The 22,126-nt window shown below is 68.3% G+C and carries 19 protein-coding genes; 15 read left to right on the top strand and 4 right to left on the bottom strand.

Annotation, left to right across the window (positions count from 1 at the left end; all coding sequences use genetic code 11):
• Positions 1-8 precede the first annotated feature (8 nt).
• The 12 genes from G6N14_RS04575 to G6N14_RS04630 all read left to right on the top strand — a co-directional run bounded on the left by G6N14_RS04575 (position 9) and on the right by G6N14_RS04630 (position 14,571).
• The gene (locus G6N14_RS04575) at positions 9-1,265 is read left to right on the top strand and encodes a saccharopine dehydrogenase family protein (RefSeq protein WP_085134732.1); all 1,257 of its coding nucleotides are present in this window, start codon (positions 9-11) and stop codon (positions 1,263-1,265) included.
• Positions 1,266-1,364: 99 nt separating this feature from the next.
• Positions 1,365-1,955, top strand: coding sequence for a DUF937 domain-containing protein (locus G6N14_RS04580; protein ID WP_085134733.1), 591 nt, complete (start codon positions 1,365-1,367; stop codon positions 1,953-1,955).
• A gap of 109 nt (positions 1,956-2,064) precedes the next feature.
• Positions 2,065-4,716 (top strand): valine--tRNA ligase, encoded by a 2,652-nt coding sequence (locus G6N14_RS04585; RefSeq protein ID WP_085134734.1) that lies wholly within the window; start codon positions 2,065-2,067, stop codon positions 4,714-4,716.
• Positions 4,713-6,140: a bifunctional tetrahydrofolate synthase/dihydrofolate synthase gene (gene folC / locus G6N14_RS04590; RefSeq protein WP_085134735.1), complete on the top strand. Its 1,428-nt coding sequence runs from the start codon at positions 4,713-4,715 to the stop codon at positions 6,138-6,140. The genes G6N14_RS04585 and folC overlap by 4 nt, the downstream gene beginning before the upstream one ends.
• Before the next feature lie 47 nt (positions 6,141-6,187).
• A complete protein-coding gene (locus G6N14_RS04595; RefSeq protein WP_085129763.1) occupies positions 6,188-6,538 on the top strand; it encodes a DUF4233 domain-containing protein in 351 nt (116 codons plus the stop codon).
• Positions 6,539-6,624: 86 nt separating this feature from the next.
• Positions 6,625-7,071 carry a nucleoside-diphosphate kinase gene (gene ndk, locus G6N14_RS04600; RefSeq protein WP_085134848.1) on the top strand — a complete coding sequence of 149 codons (447 nt, stop codon included), beginning with the start codon at positions 6,625-6,627 and terminating at the stop codon, positions 7,069-7,071.
• A gap of 366 nt (positions 7,072-7,437) precedes the next feature.
• Positions 7,438-10,425, top strand: a complete 2,988-nt coding sequence (locus tag G6N14_RS04605) for a ribonuclease E (protein ID WP_234808833.1) — start codon at positions 7,438-7,440, stop codon at positions 10,423-10,425.
• A gap of 151 nt (positions 10,426-10,576) precedes the next feature.
• Complete coding sequence (gene rplU / locus G6N14_RS04610) at positions 10,577-10,888, top strand: 50S ribosomal protein L21 (protein ID WP_085134737.1); 312 nt, start codon at positions 10,577-10,579, stop codon at positions 10,886-10,888.
• 47 nt (positions 10,889-10,935) lie between these two features.
• Positions 10,936-11,196, top strand: coding sequence for a 50S ribosomal protein L27 (gene rpmA / locus G6N14_RS04615; RefSeq protein WP_085134738.1), 261 nt, complete (start codon positions 10,936-10,938; stop codon positions 11,194-11,196).
• Between the two features lie 49 nt (positions 11,197-11,245).
• Positions 11,246-12,691 (top strand): GTPase ObgE, encoded by a 1,446-nt coding sequence (gene obgE, locus G6N14_RS04620; RefSeq protein WP_085134739.1) that lies wholly within the window; start codon positions 11,246-11,248, stop codon positions 12,689-12,691.
• Positions 12,688-13,800: a glutamate 5-kinase gene (gene proB, locus G6N14_RS04625; RefSeq protein WP_085134740.1), complete on the top strand. Its 1,113-nt coding sequence runs from the start codon at positions 12,688-12,690 to the stop codon at positions 13,798-13,800. The genes obgE and proB overlap by 4 nt, the downstream gene beginning before the upstream one ends.
• Before the next feature lie 9 nt (positions 13,801-13,809).
• Positions 13,810-14,571 carry a PE-PPE domain-containing protein gene (locus G6N14_RS04630; RefSeq protein ID WP_085134741.1) on the top strand — a complete coding sequence of 254 codons (762 nt, stop codon included), beginning with the start codon at positions 13,810-13,812 and terminating at the stop codon, positions 14,569-14,571.
• A gap of 8 nt (positions 14,572-14,579) precedes the next feature.
• On the opposite strand, the gene G6N14_RS04635 is transcribed toward G6N14_RS04630, so the two are convergent.
• Positions 14,580-15,212, bottom strand: coding sequence for a TetR/AcrR family transcriptional regulator (locus G6N14_RS04635; protein WP_085134742.1), 633 nt, complete (start codon positions 15,210-15,212; stop codon positions 14,580-14,582).
• A gap of 103 nt (positions 15,213-15,315) precedes the next feature.
• On the opposite strand from G6N14_RS04635, the gene G6N14_RS04640 reads away from it, so the two are divergent.
• Positions 15,316-16,575 carry a cytochrome P450 gene (locus G6N14_RS04640; protein WP_085134743.1) on the top strand — a complete coding sequence of 420 codons (1,260 nt, stop codon included), beginning with the start codon at positions 15,316-15,318 and terminating at the stop codon, positions 16,573-16,575.
• Here the strand turns inward: G6N14_RS04640 and G6N14_RS04645 are convergent.
• The 3 genes from G6N14_RS04645 to G6N14_RS04655 are packed head-to-tail and all read right to left on the bottom strand — an operon-like array spanning position 16,525 to position 19,256.
• Entirely contained in the window at positions 16,525-17,811 is a 1,287-nt protein-coding gene (locus tag G6N14_RS04645) for an MFS transporter (protein WP_234808834.1), read from the bottom strand. The two genes, G6N14_RS04640 and G6N14_RS04645, sit on opposite strands and share 51 nt — an antisense overlap.
• Before the next feature lie 49 nt (positions 17,812-17,860).
• Entirely contained in the window at positions 17,861-18,712 is an 852-nt protein-coding gene (locus G6N14_RS04650; protein WP_085134744.1) for an SIR2 family NAD-dependent protein deacylase, read from the bottom strand.
• A 4-nt stretch (positions 18,713-18,716) separates the two neighbouring features.
• The gene (locus G6N14_RS04655; protein WP_085134745.1) at positions 18,717-19,256 is read right to left on the bottom strand and encodes a cysteine hydrolase family protein; all 540 of its coding nucleotides are present in this window, start codon (positions 19,254-19,256) and stop codon (positions 18,717-18,719) included.
• A gap of 56 nt (positions 19,257-19,312) precedes the next feature.
• Between G6N14_RS04655 and G6N14_RS04660 the strand changes: the two genes are divergently transcribed.
• Together G6N14_RS04660 and G6N14_RS04665 are read left to right on the top strand one after the other, a co-directional pair.
• Positions 19,313-21,367, top strand: coding sequence for an NAD(+) synthase (locus tag G6N14_RS04660; protein WP_085134746.1), 2,055 nt, complete (start codon positions 19,313-19,315; stop codon positions 21,365-21,367).
• Between the two features lie 15 nt (positions 21,368-21,382).
• Positions 21,383-22,126, top strand: coding sequence for a methyltransferase domain-containing protein (locus G6N14_RS04665; RefSeq protein WP_085134747.1), 744 nt, complete (start codon positions 21,383-21,385; stop codon positions 22,124-22,126).

The following is a 22,126-nucleotide window of genomic DNA, read 5'->3' on the forward strand; positions in this document are numbered from 1 at the left end:
TCGGGCGGGTGCCAGACACGCCACGCGAGCTCGACATCATCCTCTACGGAGCGACCGGTTTCGCCGGAAAGCTGACCGCGCTATACCTCGCCCGCGCCGGCGGCGCCGCCCGGATCGGGTTGGCGGGCCGCTCCGAGGAGCGGTTGCGCAGGGTCCGCGCCGAACTGGGCTCGGTTGCCCAGGAATGGCCGCTGGTGGTGGCCGACGCCGACCGGCCCGCATCGCTGGAGGCGATGGCGCAGCGCACCCGGGTGGTGATCACCACCGTCGGTCCCTACACCCGCTACGGATTGCCCCTGGTCGCGGCATGCGCGGCGGCGGGCACCGATTACGTCGACCTCACCGGCGAGGCGATGTTCGTTCGGCAGAGCATCGACCTGTACCACAAGCAGGCCGCCGACAACGGGGCCCGCATCGTGCACGCCTGCGGCTTCGACTCCATCCCCTCGGATATGAGCGTGTACGCGCTCTACCGGGCGGCCCGCGAGGACGGCACCGGCGAGCTGCTGGCCACCGATCTGGTGGTGCGGGGCTTCTCTGGCGGGGCATCCGGCGGCACCCTCGCCTCGATGATCGAAGTGCTGACGACCGCTGCCAACGACCCGGAGGCCCGGCGCCAGCTGTTGGATCCCTACACGCTCAGCTCCGATCGCCCCGCCGAGCCGCAGCTGGGTCCCGAGCCGGACCTGTCCTGGCGGCGGGGTCGTGACATCGCGCCGGAGCTGAACGGTATCTGGACCGCCGGCTTTGCCATGGCGCCCTACAACACGCGGGTCGTGCGGCGCAGCAACGGCCTGTTGGACTGGGCCTACGGTCGGCGCTTCCGCTACGCCGAGCACATGAGTTGCGGCTCGTCGGCCGCGGCGCCGGTGCTGTCGGGATTGGTGACCGGCATCGGCAAGGTGACCATCGACCTGGGCGGCCGACTCTTCCGGCTCCTGCCGGCCGGCCTGCTGGAGCGGGTGTTGCCCAAGCCGGGAACCGGTCCCAGCCGAAGCGTTCGCGAGAACGGCTTCTACTGTGTGGAGACCTACACGACCACCACCAGCGGCGCCCGCTACCGGGCGGACATGGCGCAGCGCGGCGACCCCGGCTACCAGGCCACCTCGGTGATGCTGGGGGAGAGCGGGTTGGCCCTGGCACTGGACCGCGACGCACTGCCCGAACGCTACGGCGTGCTCACCCCGGCGGCCGCTATGGGCGACGTGCTGCTGGAGCGACTGCCCGCGGCCGGAGTGACGCTGACGGTTACCCGGCTGCGCTGATCGGCCGGAATTTGCCGGTGTCGGCCGCCGGTGTTTGGGGCTAGTGTCGATTTCGACCGCTGCCCTCGGCAGCGCCCAGCAACGGAGGTGGAAACTCTTATGGCCGGCCTCGACGACCTCTTCGCTTCGATCCCTGTTCAAGACATTGCCAACCAGCTCGGCGCCGACTCGGCCGACGTGGACAGCGCTATTCACACCTTGGTGCCGGTGCTGGTCGGCGGGCTGAGCCAAAAGGCCCAGGAACCCGGGGAGGCCGACAGCATCGTCAACACCGCCGCCACCTTCGCCTCCCAGGGCCTGCTGGACAACGCCCTGGGCGCCAGCCAGGCCCAAGGCCAACAGGTGGTCTCCACCCTCTTCGGCGGCAACGACACCAGTCAGGTGGCCTCGGCGCTTTCGGGTGCCGGCGCGGGAAACAGCGACCTGCTGCAGAAGCTGCTGCCGATCATCACCCCCATCGTGCTGGCCTACATCGGCAAGCAGCTCAGCGGCCAAAAGGCGGAGCCGGCCCAGGAACAGGCCTCCAGCGGCGGCCTCGGCGATGTGCTGGGCGGAATCCTGGGCGGACTGGCCGGGGGCGGCAACGCCAAGAACCAGTCGATGGGCAGCATCCTGGGCAACATGCTCGGCGGCAAGACCGGCGGCGCCATCGGCGACATCCTCGGCGGCCTGCTGGGCGGCAAGAAGTAGCCCGCCCACGCATCGCGTCGAGCCCCCGGATCAGTCCTGATCCGGGGGCTTTTCTCGATGACACCTCCCTCGTCGGGGATTGCCCGCCGGTCATTCCTAGAATTGAGCGGTGACTGACACCCCCAACGCCGCCGACACCACCCGCTTACCCAAGTCCTGGGAGCCGGGTGCGGTCGAGGGCGCGACCTACCAGCGTTGGGTGGACGCCGGTTACTTCACCGCGGACCCCAACAGCGACAAACCCAGCTATTCGATCGTGCTGCCCCCGCCCAACGTCACCGGCAGCCTGCACATGGGCCACGCGCTCGACCACACCCTGATGGACGTGTTGACCCGGCGTAAGCGGATGCAGGGCTACGAGGTGCTGTGGCTGCCGGGCATGGACCATGCCGGCATCGCCACCCAGAGCGTGGTGGAACGCCAGCTCGCCGTCGACGGCAAGACCAAAGAAGATTTCGGCCGCGAACTGTTCGTCGACAAGGTGTGGGACTGGAAGCGGGAGTCCGGCGGCACCATCGGCGGCCAGATGCGCCGGCTCGGCGACGGCGTGGACTGGAGCCGCGAGCGGTTCACCATGGACGAGGGCCTCTCGCGCGCGGTCCGCACCATCTTCAAGCGGCTCTACGACGCCGGGCTGATCTACCAGGCCGAACGGCTGGTCAACTGGTCACCCGTCCTGCAGACCGCGATCAGCGACCTCGAGGTCAAATACGAAGACATCGAGGGCGAGCTGGTGTCGTTCCGGTACGGCTCGATGCAGGACTCCGAGCCGCACATCGTGGTGGCCACCACCCGGCTGGAGACCATGCTCGGCGACACCGCCATCGCGGTGCACCCCGACGACGACCGCTACCGCGACTTGGTGGGCACCACGCTGCCGCACCCGTTCTCCGATCGGGAGATCGTGGTGGTCGCCGACACCCACGTGGACCCGGAATTCGGCACCGGTGCGGTCAAAGTCACCCCCGCCCACGATCCCAACGACTTCGAGATCGGACTGCGCCATCAGCTCGACATGCCGACGATCCTCGACGAACGCGCCCGGATCACCGGAACCGGCACCCAGTTCGACGGCATGGACCGCTTCGAGGCGCGCGTCGCGGTGCGCGAAGCTCTGGCGGCACAGGGCCGTATCGTCGCCGAGAAGCGGCCCTACCTGCACAGCGTGGGGCATTCCGAGCGCAGCGGTGAAGTCATCGAGCCGCGGCTGTCCATGCAGTGGTGGGTCGAAGTCTCCTCGCTGGCCAAGGCCGCCGGGGATGCGGTCCGCGACGGCGACACCGTCATCCACCCCAAGAGCCTGGAGCCGCGCTGGTTCGCCTGGGTCGACGACATGCACGACTGGTGCATCTCCCGGCAGCTGTGGTGGGGACATCGCATCCCGATCTGGCACGGGCCGAACGGCGAGAAGGTCTGCGTCGGGCCGGACGAGACCCCGCCGGAGGGCTGGGAGCAGGACCCCGACGTGCTCGACACCTGGTTCTCCTCGGCGTTGTGGCCGTTCTCCACGCTGGGCTGGCCGGACGCCACGCCGGAGTTGAAGAAGTTCTACCCGACGAGCGTCTTGGTGACCGGCTACGACATCCTGTTCTTCTGGGTGGCGCGGATGATGATGTTCGGCACCTTCGTCGGCGGCGACGCCGCCCTGCCCGACGCCGATGTTCCGTTCCGCGACGTGTTCCTGCACGGTCTGATCCGCGACGAACACGGCCGCAAGATGAGCAAATCCCGCGGCAACGGCATCGACCCGCTGGACTGGGTGGAGAAGTTCGGCGCCGACGCCCTGCGGTTCACCCTGGCGCGCGGGGCGAGTCCCGGTAGCGACCTGTCGATCGGCGAGGACCACGCCCGGGCCTCGCGCAACTTCGTCACCAAGCTGTTCAACGCCACCCGCTTCGCCCTGCTCAACGGCGCCGCCCCGGCACCGTTGCCGGCGATCGAGGAACTGACCGACGCCGACCGGTGGATTCTCGGGCGGCTGGAGGAGGTACGCGCTGAAGTCGATTCGGCGTTCGACGCCTACGAGTTCGGGCGGGCATGTGAGGCGCTGTACCACTTCGCCTGGGACGAATTCTGCGACTGGTACGTCGAACTGGCCAAAACCCAGCTGGGACAAGGACTTGCACACACCACCGCGGTGTTGGCTGCGGTGCTCGACACGCTGTTGCGGCTGCTGCACCCGGTGATCCCGTTCGTCACCGAAACGCTGTGGCAGGAGCTCACCGGCGCGGAGTCGCTGGTCGTTGCGGACTGGCCGGTGTCGTCGGGAATCGCGGTGGACCAGGTTGCCGCGCAGCGGATCGCGGACATGCAGAAGCTGGTGACCGAGGTGCGCCGATTCCGCAGCGACCAGGGCCTGCGGGACCGGCAGAAGGTGCCGGCCCGGCTGACCGGTATCGACGACGCCGACCTGGCCACCCAAGTGGCGGCGGTGGCCTCCCAGGCCTGGCTGACCGAGCCCGGCGAGGGATTCGCACCGTCGGCCACCGTCGAGGTGCGGCTCGGCGCCGGCGCCAAGACCAGCACGGTCGTGGTCGAACTCGACACCTCCGGAACCGTGGACGTCGTCGCCGAGCGCCGGCGGCTGGAGAAGGATCTGGCCACCGCCCGCAAGGAACTCGAGGCCACGTCGGGAAAGCTGGGCAACGAGGCGTTCTTGGCTAAGGCGCCCGAGGCCGTGGTCGACAAGATCCGGGGCCGCCAGCAGCTGGCCCGCGACGAGGTCGACCGGATCACCGCACGTCTCGCGGCCCTGGCATGAACCCCGAACCGGCCGCCGGCCCCGAACCGACACCGGACGAGATCGCGGCCTTGCTGCAGGTGGAACACCTACTCGATCAGCGTTGGGGCGAAACCCAGATCGAGCCGAGCCTGGCCCGGATCAACGCGCTGCTGGACCTGCTCGGCTCCCCACAGCGCAGTTATCCGTCCATTCACGTCGCCGGGACCAACGGCAAGACCTCGGTGGCGCGCATGATCGACGCGTTGCTGACCGCTTTCTCCCGCCGTACCGGGCGCACCACCAGCCCGCACCTGCAGTCGGCGGTCGAGCGCATCGCCATCGACGGCGAGCCGATCAGCCCGGCGCGATACGTGCAGACCTACACCGAGATCGAGCCCTTCGTTCAGATGGTCGACGCGTCCTCCCACGCTGACGGGGGACCGGCCATGAGCAAGTTCGAGGTGCTGACCGGCATGGCATTCGCGGCCTTCGCCGACGCGCCGGTCGACGTCGCGGTGGTCGAGGTCGGCATGGGCGGTCGCTGGGACGCCACCAACGTGGTGCAGGCTCCGGTCGCCGTCATCACCCCGATCGGCATCGACCACGTCGACTATCTCGGTGCGGACATCGCCGGAATAGCCGCGGAGAAGGCCGGCGTCATCCACCGCTCGCCGGACGAACTGACCGACACCGTGGCGGTGATCGCCCGTCAGGCGCCCGAGGCGATGGAGGTGCTGCTCGCGGAATCGGTGCGCGCGGATGCCGCGGTGGCACGGGAGGACTCCGAGTTCGCGGTACGCAGCCGTCAACTCGCGGTCGGCGGACAGGTGCTGGAACTGCAGGGCCTCGGCGGGGTGTACTCCGAGATCTTTCTGCCGCTGCACGGCGCGCACCAGGCCCACAACGCCGTGCTGGCACTGGCGGCGGTGGAGGCATTTTTCGGCGCCGGCGCCGACCGTCAACTCGACGTCGAGACGGTCCGGGTGGGCTTCGCGGCGGTGCGCAGCCCCGGCCGGCTGGAGCGGATGCGCAGCTCGCCCACAGTCTTCATCGATGCGGCCCACAACCCGGCCGGGGCCGCCGTGCTGGCCCAGGCCCTGACCGACGATTTCGACTTCCGCCATCTCGTCGGTGTGGTCAGCGTGATGCGGGACAAGGACGTGGACGGCATTCTGGCGGCGCTGGAGCCGGTGTTCGACCGGATTGTGGTGACGCACAACGGTTCCGAGCGGGCGTTGGACGTCGAGCGGCTTACCGTTGCAGCAGCGCGGTGGTTCGGTGACGACCGGGTGGTCACCACCGAAACGCTCGAGGACGCGATCGACGCCGCCACCGCTTTGGTCGACGAATTCGACTCTGCGGAGCAGGCGATGGCGGGTGGGTCGGGGGCCGGGATCGTGATCACCGGCTCGGTGGTCACCGCCGGCGCCGCGCGTTCGCTGTTCGGCAAGGACCCGGCATGACCGGAGACGACGAGGTGCAGCGCAGCGATGAGGAGAAGGCGGCCGACATGACCCAGCGTCCAGACGCTCCCGATCCGTGGCGGGGCTTTCGCGGCGTGATGTCCGCGACGCTGATCCTGGAGGCCATCACGGTGCTGCTGGCCCTGCCGGTGGTCAGCGTCGTCGGGGGCGGCCTGACCCCGTTCTCGCTGGCCTACCTGCTCGGCCTGGCGCTGGTGCTGCTGGCGTTCGCGGGCATCCAGGGCCGGAGTTGGGCAATCTGGGCCAATCTGGCGCTGCAAGCGGTGTTGGTGGCCGGGTTTGTGGTCTACCCCGGCGTGGGGGTGATGGGCCTGGTGTTCACCGCGGTGTGGGTGCTGATCGCCTATTTCCGTGCCGTGGTCATGCGACGCTCGTGACGCCATCCGGCCTGTCGGCCGGTACGCTGTCGCCCGTGCCGCTGGCGACGATGCCCGGCGGGGCGAGGGATGAGGAGCGGCGCTGCATGACTGAGCGGACTTTGGTACTGATCAAGCCGGACGGCGTGAACCGTCGGCTGGTGGGCGAGATCATCAGCAGGATCGAGCGCAAGGGTCTGACGTTGGCGGCACTGGAGCTGCGGCCGGTGCAGCAGGCGGTGGCCCGCCAGCACTACGGCGAGCACGAGGGGAAGGCGTTCTTCGCCTCACTGCTGGACTTCATCACCTCCGGACCCGTGGTCGCCGCCGTGGTGGAGGGCCCGCGCGCGATCGAGGCGTTCCGGCAGCTCGCCGGTGGTACCGACCCGGTGGCCAAGGCCACCCCCGGCACCATTCGGGGCGATTTCGGTTTGGAGACCCAATTCAACCTGGTACACGGCTCGGACTCGCCGGAGTCCGCCGAGCGGGAGATCGCACTGTGGTTCCCCGACCTGAAGCCGTCGGCGCCGACGTCGCCGATGACACTGGCCTGACCACGCCAGTTAGCGCCTTTTGTCCGGCGCCTGCGGGTTGTGTGGGATACTGGCTAACGGGTGAACGTGACCGGACCGGTTTCCGACACCCGAATGAAGACTTCGGCGAGTGCGACGGTCGCGATACGTGATGCGGCGCCGATCGCCGGTCGTCATTCAGCCAGGCACCGAGTCGGTTCAACCAGAGCCCCTCGGAGCGAGACCACCACAAGCCCGGGATAGTGAGTCGGGCTCATAACGAGAAGTCCTCGCGTGGCCGCGTCGCAATCACGCGCCCGGGGGCTTGAGGAGACGTACGTGGTAGACCCTTCCCTTTTTAGAGGCCCGGAATCCGCACCGTCGGGACCGCCGGCCGAGCATGAGGACTTGCCCGATCGCCTGCGCGTGCACTCGCTGGCGCGGGTGCTCGGCACCACCAGCCGCCGGGTGCTGGACGCATTGACCGAGCTGGACGGCCGGACGCGCAGTGCCCACTCGAGCGTGGACCGGGTCGAGGCCGTGCGGGTCCGCGACCTTTTGGGTGCGGCCGCCGAACCCGCGTCGGCCGGCTTGTTCCAGCAGGCCGGGCAGGCCGAGGCGCCCGACGAGGTTCCGGACGAGCCGGAGTCCCGGCTGCTGCTGGAGACCGCACCCGAACCCGTGGCCGTCCGCGCCGACTACATGCCACTGTTCGTAGCGCCGCAACCGGTTGCCTTCGAGCGCCCGGTGGTGCCCGACGACGAGGACGACGACGAGGACGAAGACGATCTCGGTGGCGCTGAGGCCGACGCCGACGCCGACGCCGACGCCGAGGACGACAGCGACGACCGGCCCGCCAACCGGCGCCGCCGACGTGGCCGCCGGGGTCGCGGCAGGGGCCGCGGGTCTGAGGGCGCGGTCGCTGAGGAAGCCGAAGACGACAACGACGACGAGGACCCCGCCGTAGAAGCGGAGGAGTCCGGGGACGCCGAGGACGCCACCGAGGAGGAGGAGGAGGGCGGCTCGGCCGAGGAAGCCGGCAGCCGTCGCCGCCGCCGTCGCCGTCGTCGCAAGACGGGAGCCGGCGAGGAAGAGGACACCAGCTCCTCCGACGACCCGCCCAACACCGTCGTGCACGAACGCGCCCCGCGTGCCAAGAACGGCCGGACCGCCAAGAGCGAGCGGGGTACCGGCGACGACGAGATCCAGGGCATCACCGGCTCCACACGGCTGGAGGCCAAGCGGCAGCGTCGCCGCGACGGCCGCGACGCCGGGCGCCGCCGCCCGCCGATCCTGAGCGAAGCCGAGTTCCTGGCCCGCCGCGAGGCGGTGGAGCGCAGGATGGTGGTGCGCGACCGGATCCGGACCGAGCCGCCGCATCCCGGTGCCCGATACACCCAGATCGCTGTGCTCGAAGACGGCGTGATGGTCGAACATTTCGTGACCTCTGCGGCGTCGACCTCCTTGGTGGGCAACGTCTACCTGGGCATTGTGCAGAATGTGCTGCCGTCGATGGAGGCCGCCTTCGTCGACATCGGGCGGGGCCGCAACGGCGTGCTCTACGCCGGCGAGGTGAACTGGGAAGCCGCCGGGCTCGGGGGCGCCAACCGCAAGATCGAGCAGGCGCTCAAACCCGGCGACTATGTCGTCGTGCAGGTCAGCAAAGACCCCATCGGGCACAAGGGCGCCCGGCTGACCACCCAGATCTCGCTGGCCGGCCGCTACCTGGTCTATGTCCCGGGTGCGTCGTCGACCGGTATCAGCCGCAAGCTGCCCGACACCGAACGTCAGAGGCTCAAGGAGATCCTGCGCGAGGTGGTGCCTGCCGACGCCGGCGTGATCATCCGCACCGCCTCCGAGGGGGTCAAGGAAGCCGACATCCGGGCCGACGTCGAGCGCCTGCAAGAGCGCTGGACTCAGATCGAGGCCACCGCCGCCGAGGTCAAGCAGAAAGCGGCCGGCGCCGCCGTGGCGCTCTACGAGGAGCCCGACGTCCTGGTCAAGGTGATCCGGGACCTGTTCAACGAGGACTTCACCGAGCTGGTGGTCTCCGGGGACGCGGCCTGGGACACGATCAACGACTATGTGGGTTCGGTCGCCCCCGAACTGGTGCCCAAGCTGACCCGCTATCAGCCACCCACCGGCCCGGACGGTCAACCCGGTCCAGACGTGTTCGCTGTGCACCGCATCGACGAACAGCTGGCCAAGGCGCTGGACCGTAAGGTCTGGCTGCCCTCGGGCGGCACGCTGGTGATCGACCGGACCGAGGCGATGACGGTGGTCGACGTCAACACCGGCAAGTTCACCGGCTCCGGGGGCAACCTCGAGGAGACGGTGACCAAGAACAACTTGGAGGCCGCCGAGGAGATCGTGCGGCAGCTTCGCCTCCGGGACATCGGCGGCATCATCGTCATCGACTTCATCGACATGGTGCTGGAGTCCAACCGGGATCTGGTGCTGCGCCGTTTGACCGAGGCGCTGGGCCGCGACCGAACCCGCCACCAGGTCTCCGAGGTGACGTCGCTGGGCCTGATCCAGCTGACCCGCAAGCGCTTGGGCACCGGGCTCATCGAGGCATTCTCGACGTCGTGTCAGCACTGCGCCGGCCGCGGCATCGTGCTGCACGCCGACCCGGTGGACTCGGCCGCGCCGGGACGCAAGGCCGAATCGGGCGGTACCACCAGCAGCCGCCGCAGCAAGCGCTCGAAGAAGCCGAAAGTCGACGAACCGGCAGTCGCCAAGGTCCCGGTGCACACCCCCGGTGACCATCCGATGTTCAAGGCGATGGCTGCGGCCAGCGACCGGCATGAGGACGCGCCGGACGAAGACGGTGCGGCACCCGGCGCCGATGAGCTGGCGGTGGACGTCACCGTGCAGGTCGAGGGAGACGAGCTCGCTGTCGACGGCGAGGGCGCCGCGGTGCACGTGGAGCCGGACGCCGACATCGTGTCCGAGGATGGCGATGAGACGGTCGAGGACCTGGCCGACGAGGTCGCCGACGACGACTCCGACGATGACGAAGTCGATGATGACGAGGACAGCGTCGAGTCCGACGAAGACGAGTCCGACGAAGACGAGTCCGACGAAGACGAGTCCGACGAAGACGATGTCGAAGTCGATCTCGACGACGATGACGACGAGGACTTCGACGAGGACTTGGACGTAATCGATGACGCCGACGAGTCCGATGACGACGACGATGACGACGATGACGACGATGACGACGACGATGACGACGATGACGACGATGACGACGACGAGGATGACTCCGACGAGGACGACTCTGACGGCGATGAGGATTCCGAGGAGTCGGTCTTCGAGGAGTCCGAGGTGCCGGTGGTCGAGCGTCCGCGACGGCGACGCGCGGCAGCCCGGCCAGCGGGGCCACCGATGTAATGTCGTGCCGGTTTGACCCCTTAGACGCTGGTCACGTACCCTTGACCAGTTGTCGCCAGGCGGGAATAACCCCAGCTCGGCGGACAGAACCCCAGACACCTGCGCAAGTCCCGATGGCGTGCGCGCCCGAGAAGCAGAGGTAAAACCAACGATGGCGACGTACGCAATCGTCAAGACCGGCGGCAAGCAGTACAAGGTTGCCGTCGGTGACGTGCTCAAGGTCGAGAAGATCGAGTCCGAGCCGGGATCGTCGGTCTCGCTGCCGGTCGCGCTGGTCGTAGACGGCGCCACCGTCACCACCGACGCAGCCAAGCTGGCGAAGGTGGCGGTCACCGGCGAGGTGCTCGAGCACACCAAGGGTCCCAAGATCCGCATCCACAAGTTCAAGAACAAGACCGGCTACCACAAGCGGCAGGGTCACCGTCAGCAGCTGACCGTGCTCAAGGTCACCGGAATCGCGTGATGAGCCGTCCGGCGAAGAACAGATAACACTGAGCAGGAGACAACCACATGGCACACAAGAAGGGCGCTTCCAGCTCACGTAACGGGCGCGACTCCAATGCCCAGCGGCTTGGCGTCAAGCGGTTCGGCGGCCAGGTCGTCAAGGCCGGCGAGATTTTGGTGCGGCAGCGGGGTACTCATTTCCACCCCGGCATCAACGTGGGGCGCGGCGGCGACGACACCCTGTTCGCCACGGCGCCCGGTTCGGTCGAGTTCGGGCTGAAGCGCGGCCGCAAGACCATCAACATCTTGCCTGTCGCCCGCGACTAGTCGCCGGGCGTGATTGGGCGCCTTTGCGCGCCGGATAGGTAGTAACGCCATGTCCCGGTTCGTCGACCGCGTTGTCATCCATGTGCGCGCCGGCGACGGAGGTAACGGCTGCGCGTCGATCCATCGGGAGAAGTTCAAGCCGCTCGGCGGCCCCGACGGTGGAAACGGCGGTCGCGGCGGCAGCGTCGTGCTGGTGGTCGATCCCGGCGTGCATACGCTGCTGGACTTTCACTTCCGGCCGCACATCTCGGCGGCGTCCGGCAAGCAGGGACAGGGCAACAACAAGGTCGGCGCCGCCGGCGCGGACCTGGAGATCAAGGTTCCCGACGGCACCGTCGTCCTCGACGAACATGGCCGGCTGCTGGCCGACCTGGTGGGCGCGGGCGCGCGTTTCGAGGCGGCGGCCGGCGGTCGCGGAGGGCTGGGCAACGCCGCGCTGGTGTCGCGGGCCCGCAAGGCGCCCGGCTTCGCGCTGTTGGGGGAGAAGGGCGAAGCCCGTGACCTCACCCTGGAACTCAAGACCGTCGCCGACGTCGGCCTGATCGGGTTCCCCTCTGCGGGCAAGTCCGCGCTGGTATCGGTGATCTCGGCGGCAAAGCCGAAGATCGCCGACTATCCCTTCACCACCCTGGCGCCGAACCTGGGCGTGGTCTCGGCCGGGGAGGACACCTACACCGTCGCCGATGTCCCCGGCCTCATCCCGGGTGCCTCCACCGGGCGCGGCCTGGGTTTGGATTTTCTGCGGCACATCGAGCGCTGCGCGGTGCTGGTGCACGTCGTGGACTGCGCGACCGCTGAGCCCGGTCGGGATCCGCTGTCCGACATCGAGGCGATCGAGGCCGAACTCGCCGCCTACACCCCCACCATGCAGGGGGATTCGGTGCTCGGCGACCTGATCGATCGGCCGCGGGCGGTGGTGCTCAACAAGATCGACGTTCCTGAGGCGCTGGAGATGGCGGAGTTCGTCCGCGACGACATCGTGGCCGAGCGCGGATGGCCGGTGTTCATGGTCTCCACGGTGAGCCGGGTCGGCTTGCGGCCGTTGACTTTTGCGCTGGCCGAGATGGTGCGGGACTACCGTGCCGCGCAACCGGAGCCAGTGGCGCGCCGTCCGGTGATTCGCCCGGTGGTCGCGGGGGAGACCGGCTTCAGCGTCGAACCCGACGGCGAGGGCGGCTTCGTCGTGCGGGGCACCCGTCCCGAGCGCTGGGTGCACCAGACCAACTTCGACAACGACGAGGCGGTCGGATACCTGGGCGACCGACTGGCCCGGCTCGGGGTCGAGGAAGAGCTGCTGCGGCTGGGCGCCCGCCCGGGCTGTGCGGTGACCATCGGGGACATGACCTTCGACTGGGAGCCGGCCACACCGGCGGGGGTGGACATCACGCTGTCGGGCCGGGGTACCGACAGCAGGCTGGAACGCACCGACCGCGTGGGGGCCGCGGAGCGCAAGGTCGCGCGCAAGCAACGGCGCGAGCATTCGGAGGATTCATGAGCCGCGTGCACTCGGATGCGCGCGAGGCTGTCCGGACTGCGCGCAGTGTGGTGGTCAAGATCGGCACCACCGCGCTGACCAGCGAGAATGGCAGGTTCGACGCGGCCCGGCTGGCGGGGCTCGCCGAGGCCATCGAGGCTCGGATGAAGGCCGGCTCGGATGTGGTGATCGTGTCCTCGGGGGCTATCGCCGCCGGCCTGGACCCACTCGGGTTGAGCCGGCGGCCCACCGACCTGGCGACCAAGCAGGCCGCGGCCAGCGTGGGCCAGGTGGCGCTGGTCAACGCCTGGAGTGCCGCCTTCGGCCGATTCGGCCGCACCGTCGGACAGGTGCTGCTCACCGCCCAAGACGTCTCGATGCGGGTGTCGCACACCAACGCCGCACGCACCCTGGACCGGCTGCGCGCGTTGCACGCGGTGGCCATCGTCAACGAGAACGACACGGTGGCCACCAACGAGATTCGCTTCGGCGACAATGACCGGTTGTCGGCCCTGGTGGCGCATCTGGTCGGCGCCGACGCGCTGGTGCTGCTCTCCGACATCGACGGCCTCTACGACTCCGATCCGCGTAAGGGCCCGGCCCGTCTGGTCCCGGAGGTGTCCGGACCCGACGACCTCGCCGGCGTGGTCGCCAGCGAAGGCAGTCACCTGGGCACCGGCGGCATGGTCTCGAAGCTGTCGTCGGCGTTGCTGGCCGCCGACGCAGGCGTGCCGGTACTGCTGGCCGCGGCCGACGATGCCGCTGCGGCGCTGTCGGAGGCGTCGGTCGGCACCGTCTTCGCCCCCCGGGCTCAGCGGCTGTCGGCACGCAAGTTCTGGGTGCGTCACGCCGCCGACGCGGCCGGGCTGCTGACGCTGGACGCCGGGGCGGTCGAGGCGGTGCTGGCGCGCCGCCGGTCGCTGTTGCCCGCCGGTATCGTCGCGGTGTCGGGCCGGTTCTACGGCGGCGACGTCGTCGAACTGTGCGGTCCGGACGGTTCGGTGGTCGCCCGCGGCGTCGTCGGCTACGACGCCGCGGAGCTGGACGCCATGATCGGCCGTTCCACCGCCGACCTGGCACCCGATGCGCGGCGCCCGGTGGTCCATGCCGACGATCTGGTGGCGCTGTAAGTACCGGCCATGAGCACGGTATTCACCATCGACGGCGCGGGCTGGAGCGGCTTTTTGCGGTTCATGTGCCGCGGCGCGGTCACCAAGGGCAAGACCATCCGGCGCGTCGCCTACCCCAACGCCTACCGCGACGGCCTGCGCTACGTCCCTGCGGTACGGGCGGTGCAGCGTGGCGCTGCCGCCCTCGATGAGATGCTGACCGGCCACTTCGCCGCCGCGCCCGATGCCGACGACGTGGTGGTCTACGGCGTGAGCATGGGGGCCCAGGTCGCCTGCAAATGGCTGCGCGAGCGGGGGCCGGCATCGCCGGTTCCCACGGACAAGGTGTCGTTTGTGCTGCTGGCCAACCCGGAACAGCCGTTCCACGGCATCTATCGGGCCGACGCCAAGCTGGTCAGGTTCATGACGCTGCCCGACTACGGCGGCCTCGGGGTTCCGCCGGACACCCGGTACCGGGTGACCGACGTGTGCCGGCAGTACGACGGCACGGCCGACTTTCCCAATCGCCCAGCTGCGCAGGTCCCCGCCGTGGCCGTCGTCAACGCCCTGGCGGGCCTGGTGACGATCCACAACAACTACTTCCGGGTCGATATCGACAGCCCCGACAACCTCCGTACGCGCCGCGGCAATGTCACCTACGTCATGGCCCCGACGCGCTGGCCGCCGGCCTGCGTTCTGGGCGCGCTGTCGCCGGCCCGGCGGGAAAAGCGGTGCCGGAAGATCGAGGACTCCTACGACCGCTCGGCCTGGGCCCGTCCCGTCGCGAACTAGTCCGGGTACTACTGCGCCGGTGTCAGATACAATGCGCCCCAAACGATTTCAGTGATCGTCCGGGCGATCTCGGCGTCGTGTTGCGGGTCTCGGGACGGCAGGTCCTGCTGGCAGACCCGTTCCACCATCCAGGTCAGCGCACTGGCGGTGGCGGCGGCCGGTAGCGCGCGGCGGATGGCGCCGTCGGCTTGGCCGGCTTCGATGACCCCGGTCAGCCGGCCGGAGATCGACGTCAGCAGCGCGCGGTAGGTGTCGCCCACCAGTGGGTCGTAGGCGGCCATTTCGTTCAGCGCGATCAGCAGTGGTTGGTGGCGCCGATAGCTGGCGATGATCGCGGCCATCGCCGCGCCGACATCGGATGGATCATGGCGGTGCGCCACGTCCCACCATCGCTGTGCGCTCGAGGCGAGGTCGCCGAAGACCTGACCGGCGAGGCGGCGCAGCAGGTGGCCCTTGTCCTCGAAGTAGATGTAGAAGCTGGCGCGTGAGATGCCGGCCGCGGTGGCCAAGCGGTCCACGCTGAGCTCGGTGAAGCTGGCGCCGGCGCCCATCAGCCGTTCGGTGGCGTCGAGCAGGCGGCGCTCGATGTCCTGGCGCCGCTGTTGGCGGCTGCCGGGAGGCTTGCGGGTCACAGAGGCCACAACGCTGAGGTTACCGAGCAAAAGACGCCTTGACTAGACAAGATGTCTAAACATATCGTCAGGGCACTCCGCTGTGACCGGAGTCATACCCTGAGGAGGCATCGTGACCGCATCGTCCACCGCCGCACGCGCCTATGACACGGTCGATCTCTCCTCGCGGGCGTTCTGGTCGCTCACCGCCGCCGAGCGCGAGCGATCCTTCGCCCTACTGCGCGCCGAACGCCCGGTGAGCTGGCATCCGCCGGTCGAGGACGCCATGCTCAACGATCCCGACGATCCCGGCTTCTGGGCCATCACCCGCCACGCCGACATCGTCACGGTGAGTCGCGCCAACGACGTGTTCCTGTCCGGCAAGGGCGTCATGTTCGAGAACTTTCCCGAGGAGATGCTGGAGACCACGCAGTCCTTCCTGGCCATGGACCCGCCCCGGCACACGAAGTTGCGCAAACTGGCCACCGCGGCGTTCACGCCCCGCCAGATCCGGCGCATCGAGGCCTCGATCAAGGCGAATGCCAAGGCGATCGTCGAAGAACTCACCGCTGCCGGCAGCGGAGCCGACTTCGTCGAACACTGCGCCAAGGAACTGCCGCTGCGCACGCTGGCCGACATGGTCGGCGTCCCGGACTCCGAGCGCGAGCAGGTGGCCCACGCCGCCGACGCACTGGTGTCCGTCAACGACCCGGTGTTCCTCGCCGGGCGCGACCCGCTGGCGGTGATGGGCGAAAACATCATGTACCTGCATCAGGTCGCCGGCGCACTGGCCGCGCAGCGCCGGGAGTCGCCCGGCGACGATCTGTTCAGCGGCCTGGTCAACGCCGAGGTCGACGGCGATCGGCTCACCGACGCCGAAGTGTCGGCCTACTTCGTGCTGCTGGCGGTGGCCGGCAACGACACCACCCGCCAGGCCACCAGTCACGCCCTGCGGGCGCTCACCGATTTCCCCGACCAACGCCGGTGGCTGCTGGCGGACTTCGACCGCCGGATCGGGACCGCCGTCGAGGAGTTCGTCCGCTACGCCACGCCGGTGATGACCTTCCGGCGCACCGCGGCAACCGATTACGAGCTCGGCGGCCAGACCATTCGGGCCGGTGACAAGGTGGCGCTGTTCTACTCGTCGGGTAACCGGGATGAGCAGGTGTTCGACCAGCCGGATCGCCTGGACCTGAGCCGCGGCCCGAATCCACACGTGGGCTTCGGCGGCGGCGGCCAGCACTACTGCCTGGGAACCAATGTGGCGCGGGCCCAGCTGCGGGCCATATTCGGCGAGCTGCTACACCAGCTGCCGAACATCGAGGCCGGCGAGCCGGAGTACCTAGCGGGCAGCTTCATCCACGGTATCCGCACCATGCCCTGCACTTTCTGAGTCGGCGGAGCCCGGCTGCCCGAATCGCCGGCCGGTGGCGTCCTTGCCGATTGCGGTGAGCACGATGACGGCGATCAGCGTGGGCACCAGCGTGACCACCAGGGCGAAGGGATAGCCGCGGCTGGCCGCGACGTGCTCCTGGATCGGAAGGTTGAACGCCGCGAACAGATTGCCCAGCTGGTAGGTCACCCCGGGATAGAAGCCGCGGATCGCATCAGGCGACATCTCGGTCAGGTGTGCCGGGATGACACCCCAGGCGCCCTGCACGCAGATCTGGATCAGGAAGGAGCCGAGGCACAGCATGCCCGCGGTCTGCGACAAGGCGAACAGCGGCACGATCGGTAAACCCATCACGGCGGCGAAGATGATCGCGTGGCGCCGGCCCACACGTTGCGACAGCGAGCCGAAGAACAGCCCGCCGATGATGCCGCCGATGTTATAGATGACCGCGATCCACTTGGCCGTGACGTGCGACAGGCCCGCGCCGTCGGCCGACGTCAGGAATGTCGGGTAGATGTCGTGGGTGCCGTGGCTCATCCAGTTGAACGCGGTCATCAGCAGAACCAGATAGCAGAACCGGCGCAGCACCTTGCCTTCGGTGAAGACGTCCCGGATCTTGGTGCTGGTCAACCGCATCCGGTCTTGGGTGGCCTGCCACACCTCGGACTCGGTCACCCGGTAGCGGATCAGCAGACTCACCATGGCCGGCAGGATGGAAAGCCCGAACAGCCAGCGCCAGGACAGTCCGAGGACGTCGTTGACCAGCAGCGAGGCCACGGTGGCTGCCAGGTAGCCGAACAGATACCCCTCCTGCAACAACCCGGAGAAGAACCCGCGCCGCTCCGGGGGGATCTTCTCCATGGCCAGCGCCGCGCCGAGCCCCCACTCGCCGCCCATCCCGATCCCGTACAGCAGGCGCAGAATCACCAGCACGGTGAAGGTGGGCGCGAATGCGCACAGGAATCCCACCGTCGAGTAGAAGATCACGTTCACCATCAGCGGTATCCGCCTGCCGACCCGGTCGGCCCACAGGCCGAACAGCAGCGCGCCCAGCGGGCGCATCATCAGGGTGGCGGTGGTCAGAAACGCGACCTCGGTCTTGGTATGGCCGAAGGTCTTGGCGATGTCGGCGTAGACGAACACCACGATGAAATAGTCGAAGGCATCCATCGACCAGCCGAGCACCGCTGCGAGGAAGGAATTGCGCTGGTCGGGAGTGAGTCGCTGCTTCGCCACCCGAGCATAGTGCCGGATTTCGGTGCGATTGTGTGCCTCTACCGACGGATTACCGCAACGGAGTCTTGCAGGCCAGCTCCGAAGCCAGTAACGCCAGCGTCGGTGAACAACCGCCGTCGAACTTGACGTCGGCCAACTCGTCGCCGCGGGTGGGACCGCGGTTGACGATCGCGACCGGAATCCCGCGTGCGGCGGCGTGGCGAACAAACCGGTAGCCGGAGAACACCGTCAGCGACGAACCAGCCACCAGCAATGCCTCTGCATCGTCGACCATCGAATAGGCCTGAGCTACGCGTTGTTTGGGGACGCTTTCGCCGAAGTAGACGATGTCGGGCTTCAGCATTCCGCCGCAGTGCCGGCAGTCGACGAAGCGGAAGGACGCGGTATCGCTGACGACGGCGTCCGCGTCGGGCGCCACGGCGATACCGCCGAGCCTCCCAACCCGGTCGATGAACCCGGGGTTGAGCTGCTCGAGCTGCTCGTCCAGCGACGCTCGGCTCAACGATTTCCCGCAGCTCAAGCAGACCACCGTGGCGTAGCTGCCGTGCAGGTCCACCACGCGTCGGCTCCCCGCTTTGGTGTGCAGCAGATCGACGTTCTGGGTGATCACCCCGGTCACCACGCCAGCCGCCTCCAGCGCAGCCAGCGCCCAGTGCCCGATGTTGGGTGCGGTGTCGGCCATGTGGCGCCAGCCGATGTGGTTGCGAGCCCAATACCGCTGCCGGAACACCGGGTCGCCGGTGAACTGGGCGATGGTCATCGGGTTGCTCGGCGGGGAGTCCGGGCCGCGATAGTCCGGAATGCCCGAATCGGTGGAGATGCCGGCGCCGCTGAGCACCGCGACCCGCCGCCCCGCCAGCAGCGTCAGCAGATCGCAGACCGTCGGCTCGGTTCCGCCCATGCGGCTAGCGTAGGCACTCCGCGGCGGTTGACCGTTCGGCAGCCATGTTGCGGCACATCATCTCCAGCGCGGCGGCACCCAGTTCGGCGTCGATGTGGGCGACGGCGTCGACCGGTATCACCACCGGTAGGTGCCGTACATAGGCGTCCAGGGCGGTGTAGAGGACGCATTGCTCGGTGACCTGGCCGGCCAGGATCAACCGCCGGGTGCCGAGCCGGCCGAGCAGGTACTCCAGCGGAGTGGCGTAGAAGGCGCTGTGTCGCACCTTGGTCATCAACCGGTCGCCGGCAACTGGGGCGACGGGCCGAACCAGCTCGGGTCTGCTGCCGTTTAGCGCCGACTCGGCGATCTGGGCGAATCCAGCGGTGAAGTCGCCGTAGTTGTCGTTGACGTAGATCAGGTCGACATCATTGGCGGCCCGGCTGCATTCCACCAGGTCGGCCAGTGGTTCGACGATCTGCGCGACGTTGTCGGCCAGTTGTTCGGCGTCGGGGTGGCGGTAGGCGTTGAGCATGTCCACGACGACCACAGCGGTATCGGTCATGCCCTGGTGATACCCGAAAGCTGCACGTTGACACAGTCCAGGCGACAATGGGGGCAATGGAGCATTCTGGGGACTTCTACAACGCCTACCGGCATGGGTTCGCGCGGGTCGCCGCCTGCACGCACCGAACGACGCTCGCCGATCCGGCCGCCAACGCCGAGTCGGTGCTGCAGCTGGCGCGCGAATGCCATAACGACGGCGTCGCGCTGGCCGTCTTTCCCGAACTCACCCTGTCGGGATACTCCATTGACGACATCGTGCAGCAGGACAGCCTGCTCAGCGCCGTCGAGACGGCCCTGCTTGACGTGGTCGCTGCGTCGACGGAGCTGCTGCCGGTCCTGGTGGTGGGGGCGCCACTGCGCTATGCCCATCGCGTCTACAACACCGCGGTCGTCATCCACCGCGGGAGCATCCTCGGCGTCGCGCCGAAGTCCTACCTGCCCACCTACCGGGAGTTCTACGAAGGGCGCCAACTGGCTGCCGGCGCCGACGAACGCGGACTCATTCGGCTGGGCGGCTTAGACATCCCGTTTGGACCGGACCTGCTGTTCGCCGCGACCGACCTGCCCGGGTTCGTACTGCACGCCGAGGTGTGCGAAGACATGTTCGTGCCGGTGCCGCCCAGCGCGCAGGCTGCCCTGGCCGGCGCGACGGTGCTGGCCAATCTGTCCGGCAGTCCGATCACCGTCGGGCGTGCCCAAGACCGCAGACTGCTGGCTCGATCGGCCTCGGCGCGATGCCTGGCCGCGTACGTGTACGCCGCCGCGGGAGAGGGGGAGTCGACCACCGACCTCGCGTGGGACGGCCAGACCATGATCTGGGAAAACGGCACGCTGCTCGACGAAAGCGAACGCTTTCCCAACGGACCCCGCCGATCGGTCGCCGATGTCGACCTCGGGCTGCTGCGCTCGGAACGGCTGCGAATGGGCACATTCGACGACAACCGACGCCACCACCGGGATGCGGTCCAGGCGTTCCGGCGGGTGGAGTTCGTTCTGGACCCGCCGTCCGGGGACATCGGACTTCGGCGGGTCGTCGAACGATTCCCGTTCGTGCCCTCGAATCCGCAGCGACTGCAACAGGACTGCTACGAGGCCTACAACATCCAGGTTTCTGGTCTGGAGCAGCGGCTGCGCGCGCTGAACCATCCCAAAGTCGTCATCGGGGTGTCGGGCGGGCTGGATTCGACCCACGCCCTGATCGTCGCCGCTCGGGCGATGGACCGGGAAAACCGGCCCCGCAGTGACATTCTCGCGTTCACCATGCCCGGCTTTGCCACTGGCGAGCGCACCAAGGCCAATGCCGCTGCGCTGAGCAGGGCGCTGGGGGTGACGTTCGCCGAAATCGACATCCGCGAGACCGCGAAACTGATGCTGTCCGAGCTCGGGCACCCGTTCGCCCGCGGTGAAGCGGTCTACGACGTCACGTTCGAGAACGTCCAAGCAGGTCTGCGCACCGACTATCTGTTCCGGATCGCCAACCAGAACGGTGGCATCGTGTTGGGCACCGGCGACCTGTCCGAGCTGGCGCTGGGCTGGTCCACCTACGGGGTGGGCGATCAGATGTCGCACTACAACGTCAACGGTGGCGTACCCAAAACGCTGATCCAGCACCTGATCCGGTGGGTGATCAACTCCGGGGAGTTCGACACCGACGTGTGCGCGGTCCTGGCCTCAGTGCTCAACACCGAGATCAGCCCGGAACTGGTGCCGGCCACTGACGGCGAAGAGATTCAGCGCAGCGAGGACAAGGTGGGCCCGTACTCGCTGCAGGACTTCGCGCTGTTTCAGGCGCTGCGGTACGGATTCACGCCTGCCAAGACCGCGTTCTTGGCCTGGCACGCCTGGCATGACGTCAACTCGGGTTCCTGGCCGCCCGGATATCCGGTTGAAAAATGGCAGGCATATTCGCTGGCCGATATTCGGCACTGGATGAAAGTCTTTGTGCAGCGGTTCTATTCGTTCAGTCAATTCAAGCGCTCGGCGTTGCCCAACGGGCCGAAGGTGTCCCACGGCGGTTCGCTGTCCCCGCGCGGAGAATGGCGGGCTCCATCGGACATGTCGGCGCGGATCTGGCTCGACGAGATCGAACGGGAGATTCCGCAGGGGTAGGGAGGATCGCCGAGGATGGGCGACATTCGACGGTTTCCGTTGTCACCGGCGTTGCAGCGCGCGGTGACCCTGCTCAGTGATCCGCCGTCGGACCCGCAGGTGGGCCACGGCTATCTCGACCTGCTCGACGAAGCAGGGGCGGTGGGCGCTCAGCAGAACACCGGCGCCATCCAGCGGCTGTGGGACTCGTCCTTCGGGTCGATGTTCTACGACAATGCTCAATCGGTGGCCCGCCGACTGCTCGAGGCCTGGCAGCACCCGATCGCCTGGCTGAACATCCCGGTCGGCGGGGTGGCGCTGGACGTCGGTTGCGGGCCGGGCAGCATCACCGCCTCGCTGGCACAGGCTGTCGGCCCCGAGGGGCTAGCCTTGGGCGTCGATGTCTCCCAACCGATGCTGGCCCGAGCGGTACGGGTGCAGGCCGGCTCCCAGACCGGCTTCCTGCGCGCTGATGCGCAGCGACTCCCGCTGCGGGACCAGACCGTGGATGCGGTGATCTCGATCGCTGTCCTGCAGTTGATCCCCGATCCGGTGGCCGCGCTGAGCGAGATGGCACGGGTGCTCAAGCCCGGCGGGCGCGTTGCCGTGATGGTGCCCACCGCAGGGGCAGCCTCCCGGCTGTGGAAAGTGCTGCCCAAGGCCGGTGCGCGGGTGTTTGACGACGACGAAATCGGCGACACCCTGGAAGGCCAAGGTCTGACCAGCGTGCGGGTCAAGAACTTCGGCACCATCCAGTGGGTGCGCGCCAGACGGGACTGA

Origin of the sequence: Mycolicibacter hiberniae, assembly GCF_010729485.1 — a bacterium.
Taxonomy (GTDB): Bacteria; Actinomycetota; Actinomycetes; order Mycobacteriales; family Mycobacteriaceae; genus Mycobacterium; species Mycobacterium hiberniae.

Coding starts and splice junctions, on each gene's coding strand:
- G6N14_RS04665 (WP_085134747.1), top strand. CDS start 21,383: ATGGGCGACATTCGACGGTTTCCGTTGTCACCGGCGTTGCAGCGCGCG.
- G6N14_RS04630 (WP_085134741.1), top strand. CDS start 13,810: ATGAGCACGGTATTCACCATCGACGGCGCGGGCTGGAGCGGCTTTTTG.
- rplU (WP_085134737.1), top strand. CDS start 10,577: ATGGCGACGTACGCAATCGTCAAGACCGGCGGCAAGCAGTACAAGGTT.
- G6N14_RS04655 (WP_085134745.1), bottom strand. CDS start 19,256: ATGACCGATACCGCTGTGGTCGTCGTGGACATGCTCAACGCCTACCGC.
- G6N14_RS04595 (WP_085129763.1), top strand. CDS start 6,188: ATGACCCAGCGTCCAGACGCTCCCGATCCGTGGCGGGGCTTTCGCGGC.
- ndk (WP_085134848.1), top strand. CDS start 6,625: ATGACTGAGCGGACTTTGGTACTGATCAAGCCGGACGGCGTGAACCGT.
- folC (WP_085134735.1), top strand. CDS start 4,713: ATGAACCCCGAACCGGCCGCCGGCCCCGAACCGACACCGGACGAGATC.
- G6N14_RS04660 (WP_085134746.1), top strand. CDS start 19,313: ATGGAGCATTCTGGGGACTTCTACAACGCCTACCGGCATGGGTTCGCG.
- G6N14_RS04580 (WP_085134733.1), top strand. CDS start 1,365: ATGGCCGGCCTCGACGACCTCTTCGCTTCGATCCCTGTTCAAGACATT.
- proB (WP_085134740.1), top strand. CDS start 12,688: ATGAGCCGCGTGCACTCGGATGCGCGCGAGGCTGTCCGGACTGCGCGC.
- obgE (WP_085134739.1), top strand. CDS start 11,246: ATGTCCCGGTTCGTCGACCGCGTTGTCATCCATGTGCGCGCCGGCGAC.
- G6N14_RS04650 (WP_085134744.1), bottom strand. CDS start 18,712: ATGGGCGGAACCGAGCCGACGGTCTGCGATCTGCTGACGCTGCTGGCG.
- rpmA (WP_085134738.1), top strand. CDS start 10,936: ATGGCACACAAGAAGGGCGCTTCCAGCTCACGTAACGGGCGCGACTCC.